The following is a 14,519-nucleotide window of genomic DNA, read 5'->3' as shown; positions in this document are numbered from 1 at the left end:
AGAAAGGAATACCAAAATTTCTCAATCCCGAAAATAAGCTAAAGATAAAGATGCAAAATTTGGGAATCAATTTAGGATGTGCAATACGTAACCCTGTTTGCAACTATCTGAAAATATGACATCTGCGAGCGGCAAAGTCAGGCTTTGCCTGGATAGCTAAGAGTGGGAGAGGAAAGTTTCAAGGTTCAATCTACAAGTAAAATTCATGGATGATGTTCCTGCCTAAGTACTATGAGTGCGGGACACGCCTCATCTAGACAATCGCTTACTTGGCAGAGATTAGGTATTTATCTTCAGGAGATTTCATGAGAATAGCAGTTGCTAAAGAAATTGAAGTTTGTGAACGTCGTGTAGCATTAATTCCTGACACCGTTGCTCGATTGGTAAAACAAGGTTTGGAAGTTTGGGTAGAAACAGGTGCAGGAGAACGATCATTTTTTGGCGATTCTGACTATGAAGCGGTAGGAGCCACAATAATCAGCGATACTGCCAAATTATGGGGTGAAACAGATATTCTGCTGAAAGTCAGCCCCCCACAAGAACGAGAAGATGGACGCTCAGAAATTGATTTGTTAAAGGAAGGGGCTATTTTAGTTAGTTTCCTTAATCCTTTGGGAAACCCCGTTGTAGCACAGCAACTAGCAAATCGTAAAGTTACAGCCTTGAGTATGGAGATGATTCCCCGTACCACTAGGGCGCAAAGTATGGATGCTTTGTCCTCGCAAGCTTCATTAGCAGGTTACAAGGCTGTATTAATTGCCGCAGCTGCATTACCGAAATATTTTCCGATGTTAACCACAGCCGCAGGTACGATCGCTCCAGCGAAAGTATTTATTATGGGCGCTGGTGTAGCCGGATTGCAAGCGATCGCTACTGCCAGACGTTTGGGAGCAGTGGTAGAAGCCTTTGATATCCGTCCCGCCGTCAAAGAAGAAGTGCAAAGCTTAGGGGCAAAATTCGTTGAAGTCAAATTAGACGAAGAAACCGTTGCTGCTGGCGGTTATGCAAAGGAAATCTCTGAGGCTAGCAAACAACGTACCCAAGAAGTTGTCGCTGAACACATTAAAAATTCTGATGTCGTAATTACCACTGCTCAAGTTCCTGGCAGACAAGCACCACGGCTAGTTACAGAAGAAATGGTGGCACAGATGAAACCAGGTTCAGTGATTGTGGATTTGGCTGCTGAACAGGGTGGTAACTGCGCCTGCACCGAACCAGGTAAAGATATTGTCTGGAACGGTGTGACAATTATTGGCCCCATCAATCTCCCATCATCGATGCCAATTCACGCCAGCCAATTGTATGCCAAGAACGTAACATCGTTGATTCAACTGCTAATCAAAGACAAAGCTTTGCAGGTGGACTTTGGCGACGACATCGTTGATGCAGCTTGCGTTACCCACGCTGGTGAAATTCGCAATCAACGAGTGCGCGATGCGCTACAAGCTTTGAATACTCAACAACCGGCGGTTAATTAGGGACTGGGAATTAGGGACTAGGGACTAGTGACTGGGGACTAGGAAATAGATACTTAGCAATACTTTCTCAGTACCCAATACACCAATACCCAATCCCCAGTACCCAATACCCAGTACCCAATACCCATTCCTAAAAGGAGTTTTGATTTCATGACAGAGGCATTACTTGCTGCTTTGTTTGTATTTGTATTGGCATCTTTTATTGGCTTTGAAGTCATCAATAAAATCCCACCGACTTTACACACGCCGTTAATGTCAGGCTCAAACGCGATTTCTGGGATTGCAGTACTTGGAGCAATAGTTGCTGCTGGTGCAAGAGACACAAGTGTGTCAGTAATTCTCGGTTTGATTGCTGTGGTATTAGCAACAGTCAACGTTGTGGGTGGTTTTTTAGTGACAGACAGAATGTTGCAAATGTTCAAGAAGAAGGAGATTAAAGCGTGAGCGACTTTTTACCAACTGGCATTCAGCTGACGTACTTAGTCGCTGCATCGTTATTCATTCTGGGCTTGAAAAAGCTGGGATCACCTGCTACAGCGAGAAACGGTAATATTGTAGCGGCTGTGGGGATGTTGCTGGCAATTGTGGCGACAATGCTGGATCAAAATGTATTGAACTACGAGATGATATTGTTGGGCTTGGCGATTGGATCGGGAATTGGTGCGATCGTTGCCTACAAAGTCCAAATGACCGAAATGCCCCAAATGGTGGGTTTACTCAATGGTTTAGGTGGTGCAGCTTCGGCATTAGTAGCCGTTGCCGAATTCTGGCGGTTATTAGATAGTTCTCAGCCGATACCCCTAGATGTGAACATTTCCATGCTATTGGACGTGTTAATCGGCGGTGTTACCTTCACTGGTAGCTTTTTAGCCTTTGCCAAATTGCAAGGTTTAATTAGCGGTTCCCCGATTACATTTCCATTCCAGCAACCATTTAACCTTTTGCTTTTGGGTGCTTATTTATTAGGCAGTGCCTATTTAATCATCACACCAGATAGCTTACCCATATTCTTGGGAGTGGTAGCTGTTTCCTTAGTGTTGGGTGTGATGTTCGTCATCCCCATTGGTGGCGGCGATATGCCAGTAGTAATCTCGCTGTTGAACTCCTTGTCAGGTGTGGCGGCGGCGGCGGCTGGATTCGTGGTGATGAACAATATGTTAATCATCGCTGGGGCTTTGGTAGGAGCATCTGGCTTAATCCTCACCGAAATTATGTGTAAGGCGATGAACCGCTCCTTGTTTAGTGTGCTGTTCAGCGCTTTTGGTACAGGTTCTAGTTCTGGTGGTGCTGCTGCTACTGGTGGTGCAACCGATCAAACCGTCCGCAGTATCGATCCTGAAGAAGGGGCGATGATGTTGGGTTATGCCCGTTCTGTGGTAATTGTGCCTGGTTATGGTATGGCAGTTGCCCAAGCGCAACATAGCGTCCGGGAATTATCAGATCAGCTAGAACGTATGGGCGTTGATGTCAAGTATGCCATTCACCCCGTTGCCGGGAGAATGCCGGGGCACATGAATGTGTTGCTGGCAGAGGCAAATGTGCCTTATACCCAGTTGTACGACATGGATGATATTAATCCCCAGTTTGAACAAGCAGATGTGGCTTTAATAATTGGGGCAAATGATGTAGTAAATCCGGCAGCACGGAGTGATAAAAATAGCCCGATTTATGGTATGCCGATATTGGAAGTAGATCGGGCGAAGCAGACGATTGTGATTAAGCGCGGGATGAGTACGGGTTTTGCCGGTGTAGATAATGAGTTGTTCTACAAGGATAAAACTACGATGCTTTTTGGTAGTGCGAAAGATATGGTGGCGAAGTTGGTTTCAGAAGTGAAGCAGCTTTAAGCGAAACGAACCGCGTTCGCGTAGCGTCTTGTAGAGAAGAGCGCAAAGGGCGCGAAGTAAAAAAAGAATGTAGAGAGTTGGCTTGCCTTGGGAGTGTAATGCTTCTAAGGCAAGTTTTTTTGTGGGAAAGTTGCCTCATACAAAGGCACAAATAATAGAAAGTTTATTTATTATAGACTTGATAATGTCCGAAAATTTTCACTTTAGTTATTTAACTTGACATTCCATATATGCTCAATTATTTTTAATGAACAAGTTTGAATTTTCTAATTAAAATAATAGAGTTATGGTCAGTCAAAATTTTTTTAATGATGAGCTTCTAGAAAGAATAGTTGATGCATTTTATGGATATGGTAATTATCAAGGGAATTATTGGTTTATTGGTATGGAAGAAGCAGGAGGAGATTTTAACGAAATTAATAACAGAATAAATAAATGGTCAGAGAGAAAACAGAAGGAAATAGAAGATATTGCAGAATATCATGAAGCTATCGGATATGGAGCTAGTTTTAAACCAGGCGCAAAATTAGATGTGCCGGTCTGGAGGACATTAATTCGTATTATATTGAGTGCTAAAGAAAAAGATAATATTGACCTAGAAGATATTCGTAAATATCAAATAGAGGAACTAGGTAGAAAAGATAAAGAGACTTGTTTGTTAGAATTATTACCTTTACCTTCACCATCTCTTAAACATTGGATATATAGTGAATATTCTAAGCTTACTTTTTTATCTAATAGAGATACTTATGAAAATTATTGTCTTGAAAAGCGAATAAATCATATTAGTCAAAGAATAAAAGAACATCAACCTAAAGCTGTTGTTTTCTATGGTATAGGATATGAATATTCTTGGAGAAGAATAACTGAAAAAATACCTGATGTTGAGTTTTCACCAAGTTCAGAAGGTTTCTTAATTTGTAAAAATAGTCAGACTGTGTTTGTTATAGCTAAACATCCTGTAAGTAGAGGTTTAACAAATGAATATTTCCATAATATTGGTAGTTCAATTGCCGCTAAAATAGCGGAAGAATAATTATTTGTGTAGTTTGTGGTTCCTTAAAAAAATGCTCGCTAAAACTCCACACTGCGATCGCTCTCTTCCTCTGTAAAATCTGTGGTTCGTTAAAAAAGTGATCGCTAAGATGTTGAGTGAGAAATATTTAAGATAACAGCTAATGCTTGAAAAATAAGTTGCATTTCTGAGTCGGAGAGTTTACCTAGTTTTCTAACTAATCTTGTTTCTGAAACTGAACGTATTTGAAAAGTATCTACACCAGAAACTTTAGCTAAACTGTTCTCTGTGCTTGGTTCCAGCCGCACCATCCAAAGTCTAACAGCATATCTTTCTTTCCAATCCGTAACTGGGACAATGACCTTCAAAGGCAAAATCCCAATAGCATCATCATTGACTATGATACAAGGACGTTTTTTGCTAATTTCTGTCCCTACTGTTGGATCTAAATTAACTAACCAGACTTCACCTCTATACATAATTTTCTGAGTTGTGTAAGTCTTAATCTGGATAGTCGCAAAAGTCTTCTCCTTCTAAGTTAGAAAATATATCTAATTCACTACCAGGTGCATAGTCTGCGATCGCTGTCACAGCCGCTAGTGTTAATTGGCGTTTTTGCTCATCTTTGGTGAGTGAGTGTTTTTCTTGAAGAACCAATTGCAGGGCTGATTCAGCTATCTTTAGGCGATCGCTTATACTCAAACTTGGAAGTGCTTGGAGAATTTCTTTGATTTGCATATAAGTTTATAGAGTCGATCTATTATTAATCCTAATCAAAATATGGCGTTTACAGTATGCGTTAGCGTAGCTTATCGCAGGTATCGCCTCTTCTCTGATTCCTCTGTGTCCTTTTCGCCTCTGCGGTTTGTTAAAAAAGGCGTAGGCATTGGCGTAGTGGCGTAGTCTCTCGTAGAAAAGGCACCACCTGAAAAATCTCTACTCTGCGATTATGATTAATTTGGGAAGAAGTCAGAATCTAAGGTTTCATCAATAGAAAAAGGATAGTCTTTAGGAAAAATAGATAGAGGAAGCCCTGTTTCAATAGATGCTTCTTTTCGAGCATGTTGGTAACAATTGTCAAAAACTTCCGTGTAATAGTATTTTAAGCTAGGACTATCTACAAATGCTTCTTGTAATCTTTGACGATGTTCATAAATTGTATATAACCAGCTATTGGATCGGTTCTGGGGTTGAAATTTGTATTTGAGAAGGTGCATTAAAAGCACTCTAAGATTACTCCTTAAAGCATTTTTATCACTCCTTCCCATACTTTCAATTTCTTCAATTAAATTTTCTAACTCTAATTCTAAAAACTTTTTGTTTTTTAATAAATTAACAGTGTGTTCTAACCACAAATGATAATCTTGTGCATAGAGACTATTGGTTTTAGGAACAGATTGATTGCTCATAATCTTCTCCTTTATGGATATATAATTTTAACATTACTTCTTTTATTTCAGAGTGTGTGTTAGCGTAGCTTACGGCAGGTATTGCATTTTTTATTCTTTTTTTGCGCCTCCGTATCAGACAAAAAAACCGTAAAGATACGCGTAGTGTTACCTAGAAAAGTCTACCGCAAGCATCGCTAACGCCTAAATTGTCCGTTTTATTGGAATTTCTATCCAGAACTCACAGCCTTTGCCAGGTTCAGAAACACACTTGATATTACCGCCGTGTTTTTCCACAATAATTTGGTAGCTAATAGATAACCCCAAGCCAGTACCTTGTCCAGGTTGTTTGGTGGTAAAGAAAGGTTCAAAAATGCGCGATCGCTTAATCTCTGGAATTCCACAACCATTGTCAGCAATCCAAATTAGAATACTATTCCCTTCGATAACTTCTGTACGAATCCAAATTTTAGGATTGTCAATTATTTTTGCAGCTTTTTCTGAGTTTTCTAATGCATCGATCGCATTGTTGAGAATATTCATAAATACCTGATTCATCTGGGCCCCATAGCAGACTAATGGAGGTAATTCACCATATTGTTTAACTACCTCAATAACAAAAGAATTAGTCTCTGGTTGCAATCGATGCTGTAAAATCAACAAAGTACTGTCGATGCCTTCATGAATATCAACGGGCTTCATTCCTGTTTCGTCAAGTCGAGAAAAACTTCGCAATGATAAGACTAGCTGAGAAATTCGATCTGCCCCTATCTTCATTGAAGTCAGAATTTTAGGCAAGTCATCACTAATGAAATCTAAATCCAGTGCTGCTGCTTGCTTTTGAATTTCTCCTGTTGTCTTAGGATACTGTTTTTGATAGAGGCGCAGTAATTTTAATAAATTTTCGGCATGTTCAGTAACATAAGTGATGTTGCCATAAATGAAACTAATCGGGTTGTTAATTTCATGTGCTACACCAGCAACTAACTGCCCTAAACCTGCCATTTTTTCACTTTGAATCAACTGGCTCTGAGTGTGCTGTAATTCTTTAAGAGTCTGGGTAATTTCTTCTTTTTGACGTTGAGTTTGTTCGAGTAATTCCGCTTGTTGAAGTCCTACCCCCAACTGAGTACCAATTTGCATCAGCAAATCTACCTCATCCTCTTGCCAATCACGGGGCTTGATATTTTGATAAGCTGCTAGTAATCCCCAAAGTTTCTCACCCTGAAAAATCGGCACAATTATATATGCCCTAACCTGCATTAGCTCAAGCAGAGCAATATGACAAATAGAATAATTGGCGCTGTAAATGTCTTTAATGGCACAACTTTTGGCATTAGCAAACCTTCCGCCTTGCGTTTCTTGTAAATAATCATCTGCAACTACAGGTACAATTTCCCTTATTGGTGTCCAACCTTGAGCTAAAGACTCAGCAACAAATTCGCCACTCCAATCAGCCCCGAATCGATAGATTGTCACTCGATCAACTTCCAATAGCCGCCGGACTTCTTCTGTACTGGTGGCAAAGATGGTATGAATATCAAGAGACTGGCGAATTTTCTCTACTGTTGTGGCTAATGCCTTTTCTCTTTCGGCTGCTTTCCGTTCTCGTGCAGCAGCTTGAGCCAGTTTTTGGGTTTGCACCTGCATCTGTTTCAAAGACTCAGCTTGCTGTAGTGCTACCCCCAATTGAGCGCCAACTTGTGCTAATAAATTGATTTCCTCATCTTGCCAATAACGAGGTTGGGAATTTTGATAAGCTACTAGCAATCCCCACAACTTCTCGCCCTGAGAAATTGGGACAAAAACTTCATTTCGTGCATACTTACCCGCTTGCTTTCCTTGTAGAAAAACGCCTTCTGCTGTCACAGGCTGCGGCTTAACCATTGGTGTCCAACCATCAACAATAGAATCAGCGACAAATTCGCCACTCCAATCAGGATAGAAGCGATAAATTGCTACTCGTTCTACTTGTAATAACCGACGGACTTCTTGAGTTGTGGTTTTAAAAATAGCTTCAATATCAAGAGACTGACGAATTTTTTCTACGGTGTTCGCTAACGCTCTTTGTCTTTGGGCGGCTTTGCTGATCTCTGCTGCTTGGGTTTGCATTTGTTGGATAAATTCTGCTTGCTGCAAAGCTACACCTAGTTGTGTGCCCACTTGAGTAAGCAAGTAAACCTCATCTTTTTGCCAATCACGGGTTCTGGCATTTTGATAAACTGCTAGCAAGCCCCACAGCTTCTGACCGTGGTAAATGGCAATGATCACATAAGCTCTTGCCTGATATATCTCTAAAATTTTAATGTAGCAGTTACTAAAGCCTGAATTGTAAATATCATTACAAACACGGTACACCTCACAGCGACTGAAGCTACCACCCTCTGTATCTTGTAAATAAGTGTCAGCGACTGGAGGTTTAGCTAAATCTTTGGCGCTACATTCACTGACGTTTTCACTCACTTCTGGCCGGTGAAATTGCTCATCTATGAGGGAAATCCAACCCTCTGCCACTGATTCAAACACGAATTCACCACTCCAATCGGGATTGAAGCGATAAATAGCCACACGGTCAGCATTTAGCAGCTGCCTAAGTTCTCCAGTGGTTGTGTGGAAAATGTTTTCTAAGTCTAGAGACTGACGAATTTTCTCAACGGTTATGGCGATGGTTCTTTGCCATTGGGCTGCTTTTTCTCTGGCTTTTGCTTGTGCTAGTTCTGCTGATTGTAGTTTTACTTGTTCTAGGTAATCTGCTTGCTGTAAAGCAACTCCCAGATGTCCGGCGATTAATTGCACAAACTCAATTTCTGATGTTTCCCATTGCCGAGGGCTACTACACTGATGAATACACAACAATCCCCATAAATCTTTACCTTTGATCAAGGGGGCAATTATACTAGCACGTACTTGGAATCTTTCTAAAATCTGGATGTAGCAATCACTAGCATTAACTTGATAAATATCAGCTATTGCTCTAATCCGACCTTGCTGATATAGCCCTGCGAACTCCTCACTAAAGCAGTGGTCGCACAATTTGGCTGCTAGTGCCGAATCCCATTCTGTTGCCACATCTTCATAGATAAATTCCCCTTCCCATGCCAAATCAGGATAGAAACGAAACACGCCAACCCGATCGCTTTTCAGAAGCTGGCGGACTTCAGTAACTGTAATTTTGAAGATGGTTTCTATATCTAGAGACTCGCGGATGCGGGCAATAACTCCAGATAAGGCTTTTTGTTGCTCATTCTGATGTAAGGAGGATGTCACATCTGAATGAGATTCTTGCTGTTGTGAATTTGCTTCTATGGGTTGAGTTGTAGAGGAGTTTTCCATTCCCAGTGGGACTTTAAATATTAGAAGTCTTCTATCTCATGATTCCCGTTGCGATCGCAAAGGTAACAGTTCTTTTCAGGGAATGCCATAAAAAATAGTGTAGGGACACGATATTATCGTGTCCCTACAAAAACATTTCTCAACCACGAGAAAATTATCGCCGCTTAGGAGTGGCGCTGCGGCTGGTACGTTTGTCATCATCTCGGCGACGGCGATCGCGCCAATCTGCCACGGTTAAATAACCAATACCACCAGTGACTACTACGAGTAGCACTACGGCTACTATTGTCAAAATACTCAAAAATGGACTTTCCACGATGCCTCTACAGTCCGTTACGTCCCCAAACTACCATTGCAATTGACCAAGTAAACACAACTAACAGTGATACCCAACCTAGTGTCAAAATCTCCATAGTCCCGCTTTTCAAATAATTACAAAAGGTTTCTAATATTTATCATACAGGGATTGGGCAGGCTGAGATTTGTTTATAAATGAGATTATAAGTTGGACGTGTGATGTCTACGATGGTCACTGACCTTGCCATCGCTACGCGAACGTGGAAGCAAGCTACGCGCAGCGTCTCTTAAAGAAGTGAGGGCTATTAGACGTTGCAAATGATACACCATTTTTATTGGTACGCTGCTACTTCAGGCATTAATAAAGACAAATGTAAAAAATTAGCGATCGCGCTTTCCCACTTTATAGTTTGGGAATACTAGGGTATGCGTAGATATTTCAAATCCAGCCACCCCTAGTATCATGCCGACGTTTTTCAACTATCCCTTCCACTCTAATGGTTTTGTTGCCCACGGACATTGTTATCTCTGGAAAACTGGATTAGTTTGGCTCCACATTATATCTGATGCCACGATCGCTCTTGCCTATTATTCCATTCCTTTTCTACTGATTTACTTTATTTCCAAGCGCAAAGACGTTCCTTTCAATGGAGTCTTTATGTTATTTGGTGCTTTTATCATTGCCTGCGGTACTGGACACTTGATGGATATTTGGACGCTTTGGCATCCAGACTATTGGATTGCAGGTGGTTTAAAAGCTTTAACTGCCATTATTTCAATATATACGGCATTTGCATTATTTTATCTCATGCCTCAAGCTCTAACACTACCCAGCCCAGCGCAGTTAGAAGTTATCAATCGAGCACTTTCAACTGAAATTGTAGAACGCAAGCACATCGAGAAAGAACTACGCGTTGCACAGGAAGTCACTCAAAACTCTAGCCAAGCTAAGAGTGAATTTCTCGCCAATATGAGTCATGAGCTACGCACACCTCTTAACGGTATTCTGGGCTATACACAAATTCTCCAACGCACAGAATCTTTAAGTGAGAAAGGACGCAAAGGAGTTAGCATTATTTATCAATGTGGTTCTCATCTTTTAACCCTAATTAATGATGTCCTGGATCTCTCTAAAATAGAAGCCCGAAAACTAGAATTGTATCCTGTAGATTTCTACCTACCTGCCTTTATAGATAGCGTGACTGAAATTTGCCGCATCCGGGCAGAACAAAAGGTTATCGCATTTCATGTCGAACTCGATCCTGATTTGCCAATAGGCATTCATGCTGATGAAAAACGCTTGCGGCAAGTACTGATTAACTTGCTTAGTAATGCAATCAAATTTACTAATCAAGGTAGTGTCACCTTCAAAGTTCAGGTCATTGGTCAAGAATCAGATGCCAATGGAAAAACTGACTACAAAATTCGTTTTCAGGTAATAGATACAGGCACAGGTATAATCCCTGAACAAGCCGAAAAAATCTTTCAGCCCTTTGAGCAAGTAGGAAATCAGAAACGACAATCTGAAGGTACAGGCTTGGGATTAGCAATTAGCCAAAAAATTGTTTTGTTAATGGGTAGTCAAATTCAGGTGCAAAGTATCTTAGGTAAAGGTAGCACTTTTTGGTTTGAGGCAAAACTGCCAGAATCTAAAGACTGGGCAAAAGTTTCTAGAGTGGTTGAGCAGGGAACCATTATTGGTTATCAAGGAGAAAGGCGCACCATTTTGATTGCAGATGACAAATGGGAAAACCGATCAGTAATTGTAAATTTACTAGAGCCTGTTGGCTTTACTGTTGTAGAAGCTAGCCAGGGTGAGGAAGCATGGGAACAGGCTCTAGTCTACAAACCAGATATAATTATCACTGATCTAGTGATGCCTGTATTGAATGGATTTGAGTTGATTGAACGTTTGCGCCAGTCTGGGCCATTTAAAGAGATTGCTGTCATCGCTTCGTCAGCCAGTGTATTTGCTATCGACCAGCACAAGAGTATTGATATCGGTGCAGATGCATTTCTACCAAAGCCTATAGAAGCTGAAACGCTGCTGGAAATACTACGACAATTTTTGCAACTGGAATGGATTTTTGACGTTAAGGTAGACGCAATCAAAAAAACCTATACAGGTGGTTTAAATCAATCAGATGAGATGATTTATCCTGCTAAAAAGGTTTTACAAGAGTTGCTCGATCTGACACAAGACGGCGATATTCAAAAAGTTTTAGAACTTGCTGAAAAACTTTCTGCATCTGATAATCATTTAAGCATTTTTACCCAGCATATTATCCAACTTGCTAGTAATTTCCAACTCAAACGTCTGGAAACTTTTCTTGTAAGTATTCAAGAGTCATAATTCAGAAGTCAGAATAAATAAGACAATCTGCAAAAATATTTCAATACTTGATAGTTTAGCAGAAAGCGCATTAGTTTGTTTTATTAGTATATAAATTTCCCAATTAATAGGTTCAGTAAGTTAATAAGTTCCTAACTTACTATGCTGATTCTATTCTCAATTCTGACTCCTGGCTCCTGAATTATTTTATTCAAGAATACATCAATTAATTTCAGTTAAATTCCAATTTAAAATTCATCATGGGTAAAACTGCAAATAACGGATTTATTTTGATTGTGGATGATAATCCGACAAATTTATCTGTCCTGTGTGAAGCACTCAATAGTGAAGGTTTTCGTTTCCGTGTTGCAGTCGATGGAGAAACTGCGATCGCTCAAGCCGAACGCAATCAACCAGAGTTGATTTTGCTGGATGTACAAATGCCCGGTATTGATGGTTTTGAAACTTGTCGCCGCCTTAAAGCCAATCCTGTTACCCAAAATATTCCAATTATTTTCACCACTGCCTTAGCGGATACGGAAAGCAAAACTAAGGGATTTTCCCTTGGAGCAGTAGACTATATCCCTAAACCGTTTGCACAAGAGGAAGTCATTGCTAGAGTGCGCGTACATTTACAACTCAAACAATTGACTGAATCTTTGGAACAACAAGTTAGCGATCGCACCAAGGCTTTGCAACAAGCTCAAGTCCAACTAGTGCAGCAAGAGAAACTATCAACACTCGGAGAGTTAATCGCTGGTATTGGCCATGAAATCAATAACCCCATTAACTTTATTTCCAGCAATATTCCACCCTTGCAAGAATACATTTCAGGAGTAACGAAGTTGCTTTTACTATATGAACAAGAGTATCCAAACCCAACAGCCAAAATTACCACTGCTATTAAGGATTTGGATATTAATTTCATTCTTGAAGACATGGTAAAAATTTTGAACTCTCTCGAAGTAGGAAGCGAACGAATTCAGAACCTTTCTAATTCACTCCGCAACTTTTCTCGCTCGGATAGTGATACTAAAATATCTGCTGATTTGCACCAAGGTCTAGATAGTACATTAATAATTTTGCAACACCGCCTCAAAGCTAATGGCGAGCGTCCCGGCATCAAGGTTATTAAAAATTATGGAGTATTACCAGAAGTAAACTGCTATATTGGGCAGATGAATCAAGTATTTATGAACATTTTGGCAAATGCAATTGATGCCCTTGATGAAGCTATAATTCTAGGTAAAATAATCAATCTAGTTCCTCAGATTAAAATTGTAACAGAAATAGATTCTGAACAATTAGTTATAATTCGGATTGCTGACAATGGGATTGGTATTCCTGAACAGTTTAAAAAGCGCTTATTTGAGCCGTTGTTTACCACAAAAACCGTTGGTAAAGGTACTGGACTTGGCTTGTCGATCGCATATCAAATAGTTGTAGAGAAACACAAAGGTGTATTAGAAGTGAATTCTCAACCAGGTATGGGAAGCGAGTTTATTATCAAAATTCCCGCATAAGGCAGCATTTAATTAATTACAACGCTGCTTTAGCATTTATCATACTGAAGAGTAAGGAAAATCCCAATACCTAATTCCTAATTTCTATATAGAGTGAACTCAATTTTAGATGCTCAACTGATGGCAGAACGCCTAGAATCCCTGAAAGCTGGAATAATTGGGGGTTTATCTGTGTGTTTTGCTTTTGCTCTTTCTAGTTTGTTGAATACTTTCGTACTGGCAAAGTATTTTCAGACACTCGCATGTCTGCAAAATGATCTTGACTGGCACTTGTGGCTAAGTGGTGCAGTTGCAACTTTTACTGGCTTATTATTTGGTGTTACCTACCGTTATATCATCCGCTCAGATAAAAATCCCCAACTCAAAGCTGGTGGTGTACTGGCTTTTGGCTTAGTGCGGGGATTAACTCAGATAGAACTTGGCTGGAATTCTAATAGCACAATTTGGCCTTTTTTGGTGTTGGCGGGAGAAAGTGTGTTGTGGTTTGCGTTGCCTGCGATCGCTGTTAATGTCGCTATTCAACTTCGTTGGATTAAACCTTTTTCATCAATCTAAACTCCCTATGTCCCTAAATAAAAATATAAATTATTACTAATATGGATATTAAAATATCTCACTATTATCTGATAGTCGATCTAGAGGCTACATGCTCTGACAGTGGGAGTATTCCCCGCCATGAAATGGAAATTATCGAAATTGGCGCAGTGATGCTCAATCGAACAACTTGGGAAATTGATTCCGAGTTTCAGCAATTCATTCAACCTGTGAGACATCCGCAACTAACAGGTTTTTGCACCGAATTGACTAGTATTCGTCAGCAAGATGTTGACAAAGCACCAAAATTTATAGAGGCAATTTCTCGCTTCAAAGAATGGATTTATTCATTTCCCAATCATATTTTTTGTTCTTGGGGCAATTACGATAAAAAGCAATTTATTCAAGATTGCATGTTTCATAATTTCCCTTATCCTTTTAGTTCTGAACACATCAATATCAAAGAGGAATTTTCAGAATATCTTGGTGTGTCTAAAAAATTTGGCATGGCACAGGCTCTCAATGAGTTGGGGATACAATTAAAAGGTACACACCATCGTGGCATTGATGATGCTCGCAATATTGCAGCTATCTACAGACAGATTAAAACTAAGATGAATAATGGGTAAGTAGTAACTTACTATCTTCAACTGTTGCGGTGCATTGCGAAGATATAGGGCTTTCGGTATTTATCTCACTTGGTTAGTAATTCAACTTAATCAGGGTACAGTTAGATAAACGTGACGGAAAAAGACAGGCGATCGCCGCTATC

Annotated in this window: 14 protein-coding genes; 8 read left to right on the top strand and 6 right to left on the bottom strand. The window is 40.1% G+C overall.

The features are described 5' to 3' along the window. Positions 1 to 305 precede the first annotated feature (305 nt). The 4 genes from RMZ43_RS20080 (at position 306) to RMZ43_RS20065 (ending at position 4,361) form a co-directional block, all read left to right on the top strand. A complete protein-coding gene (locus RMZ43_RS20080) occupies positions 306 to 1,478 on the top strand; it encodes a Re/Si-specific NAD(P)(+) transhydrogenase subunit alpha (protein WP_322655364.1) in 1,173 nt (390 codons plus the stop codon). Positions 1,479 to 1,628: 150 nt separating this feature from the next. Then, a complete protein-coding gene (locus RMZ43_RS20075; protein WP_100900811.1) occupies positions 1,629 to 1,922 on the top strand; it encodes an NAD(P) transhydrogenase subunit alpha in 294 nt (97 codons plus the stop codon). Continuing rightward, positions 1,919 to 3,325: an NAD(P)(+) transhydrogenase (Re/Si-specific) subunit beta gene (locus RMZ43_RS20070; protein WP_322655363.1), complete on the top strand. Its 1,407-nt coding sequence runs from the start codon at positions 1,919 to 1,921 to the stop codon at positions 3,323 to 3,325. Before RMZ43_RS20075 ends, RMZ43_RS20070 begins: the two co-directional genes overlap by 4 nt. 286 nt (positions 3,326 to 3,611) lie before the next feature. Further along, on the top strand, positions 3,612 to 4,361 hold the full coding sequence (locus RMZ43_RS20065; protein ID WP_322655362.1) for a hypothetical protein: 750 nt from the start codon (positions 3,612 to 3,614) through the stop codon (positions 4,359 to 4,361). A 104-nt stretch (positions 4,362 to 4,465) separates the two neighbouring features. Here RMZ43_RS20065 and RMZ43_RS20060 read toward each other — a convergent pair whose 3' ends face one another. The 6 genes from RMZ43_RS20060 to petN all read right to left on the bottom strand — a co-directional run bounded on the left by RMZ43_RS20060 (position 4,466) and on the right by petN (position 9,474). Beyond that, positions 4,466 to 4,819 carry a type II toxin-antitoxin system PemK/MazF family toxin gene (locus RMZ43_RS20060; protein WP_322655361.1) on the bottom strand — a complete coding sequence of 118 codons (354 nt, stop codon included), beginning with the start codon at positions 4,817 to 4,819 and terminating at the stop codon, positions 4,466 to 4,468. A 22-nt stretch (positions 4,820 to 4,841) separates the two neighbouring features. Then, positions 4,842 to 5,078 (bottom strand): hypothetical protein, encoded by a 237-nt coding sequence (locus RMZ43_RS20055; RefSeq protein WP_322655360.1) that lies wholly within the window; start codon positions 5,076 to 5,078, stop codon positions 4,842 to 4,844. A gap of 215 nt (positions 5,079 to 5,293) precedes the next feature. Beyond that, positions 5,294 to 5,749, bottom strand: a complete 456-nt coding sequence (locus RMZ43_RS20050) for a DUF29 domain-containing protein (protein ID WP_322655359.1) — start codon at positions 5,747 to 5,749, stop codon at positions 5,294 to 5,296. Between the two features lie 183 nt (positions 5,750 to 5,932). Continuing rightward, the gene (locus RMZ43_RS20045; protein ID WP_322655358.1) at positions 5,933 to 9,061 is read right to left on the bottom strand and encodes a GAF domain-containing sensor histidine kinase; all 3,129 of its coding nucleotides are present in this window, start codon (positions 9,059 to 9,061) and stop codon (positions 5,933 to 5,935) included. 154 nt (positions 9,062 to 9,215) lie between these two features. Then, positions 9,216 to 9,377, bottom strand: a complete 162-nt coding sequence (locus RMZ43_RS20040) for a hypothetical protein (RefSeq protein ID WP_322648310.1) — start codon at positions 9,375 to 9,377, stop codon at positions 9,216 to 9,218. 7 nt (positions 9,378 to 9,384) lie between these two features. Further along, entirely contained in the window at positions 9,385 to 9,474 is a 90-nt protein-coding gene (gene petN / locus RMZ43_RS20035) for a cytochrome b6-f complex subunit PetN (RefSeq protein ID WP_012408302.1), read from the bottom strand. A 347-nt stretch (positions 9,475 to 9,821) separates the two neighbouring features. Here petN and RMZ43_RS20030 point away from each other — a divergent pair, with 347 nt between their 5' ends. From RMZ43_RS20030 to RMZ43_RS20015, 4 genes are all read left to right on the top strand, one after another. After that, a complete protein-coding gene (locus RMZ43_RS20030) occupies positions 9,822 to 11,711 on the top strand; it encodes an ATP-binding protein (protein WP_322655357.1) in 1,890 nt (629 codons plus the stop codon). Between the two features lie 239 nt (positions 11,712 to 11,950). After that, positions 11,951 to 13,213 (top strand): hybrid sensor histidine kinase/response regulator, encoded by a 1,263-nt coding sequence (locus tag RMZ43_RS20025; RefSeq protein ID WP_322655356.1) that lies wholly within the window; start codon positions 11,951 to 11,953, stop codon positions 13,211 to 13,213. Positions 13,214 to 13,333: 120 nt separating this feature from the next. Then, entirely contained in the window at positions 13,334 to 13,768 is a 435-nt protein-coding gene (locus RMZ43_RS20020; protein ID WP_322648456.1) for a hypothetical protein, read from the top strand. A gap of 41 nt (positions 13,769 to 13,809) precedes the next feature. Continuing rightward, positions 13,810 to 14,376: a 3'-5' exonuclease gene (locus RMZ43_RS20015; RefSeq protein WP_322648313.1), complete on the top strand. Its 567-nt coding sequence runs from the start codon at positions 13,810 to 13,812 to the stop codon at positions 14,374 to 14,376. Positions 14,377 to 14,519 lie beyond the last annotated feature (143 nt).

Source organism: Nostoc sp. CmiVER01 (genome assembly GCF_034531135.2).
GTDB lineage: Bacteria > Cyanobacteriota > Cyanobacteriia > Cyanobacteriales > Nostocaceae > Nostoc.
This window is presented reverse-complemented; position numbering and strand designations above follow the sequence as displayed.

What these genes read in the sequence shown, in the direction of transcription:
- RMZ43_RS20080 (WP_322655364.1), top strand. Translation starts at nt 306, where the DNA reads ATGAGAATAGCAGTTGCTAAAGAAATTGAAGTTTGTGAACGTCGTGTA.
- RMZ43_RS20075 (WP_100900811.1), top strand. Translation starts at nt 1,629, where the DNA reads ATGACAGAGGCATTACTTGCTGCTTTGTTTGTATTTGTATTGGCATCT.
- RMZ43_RS20065 (WP_322655362.1), top strand. Translation starts at nt 3,612, where the DNA reads ATGGTCAGTCAAAATTTTTTTAATGATGAGCTTCTAGAAAGAATAGTT.
- RMZ43_RS20060 (WP_322655361.1), bottom strand. Translation starts at nt 4,819, where the DNA reads ATGTATAGAGGTGAAGTCTGGTTAGTTAATTTAGATCCAACAGTAGGG.
- RMZ43_RS20055 (WP_322655360.1), bottom strand. Translation starts at nt 5,078, where the DNA reads ATGCAAATCAAAGAAATTCTCCAAGCACTTCCAAGTTTGAGTATAAGC.
- RMZ43_RS20050 (WP_322655359.1), bottom strand. Translation starts at nt 5,749, where the DNA reads ATGAGCAATCAATCTGTTCCTAAAACCAATAGTCTCTATGCACAAGAT.
- RMZ43_RS20045 (WP_322655358.1), bottom strand. Translation starts at nt 9,061, where the DNA reads ATGGAAAACTCCTCTACAACTCAACCCATAGAAGCAAATTCACAACAG.
- petN (WP_012408302.1), bottom strand. Translation starts at nt 9,474, where the DNA reads ATGGAGATTTTGACACTAGGTTGGGTATCACTGTTAGTTGTGTTTACT.
- RMZ43_RS20030 (WP_322655357.1), top strand. Translation starts at nt 9,822, where the DNA reads ATGCCGACGTTTTTCAACTATCCCTTCCACTCTAATGGTTTTGTTGCC.
- RMZ43_RS20025 (WP_322655356.1), top strand. Translation starts at nt 11,951, where the DNA reads ATGGGTAAAACTGCAAATAACGGATTTATTTTGATTGTGGATGATAAT.
- RMZ43_RS20020 (WP_322648456.1), top strand. Translation starts at nt 13,334, where the DNA reads ATGGCAGAACGCCTAGAATCCCTGAAAGCTGGAATAATTGGGGGTTTA.
- RMZ43_RS20015 (WP_322648313.1), top strand. Translation starts at nt 13,810, where the DNA reads ATGGATATTAAAATATCTCACTATTATCTGATAGTCGATCTAGAGGCT.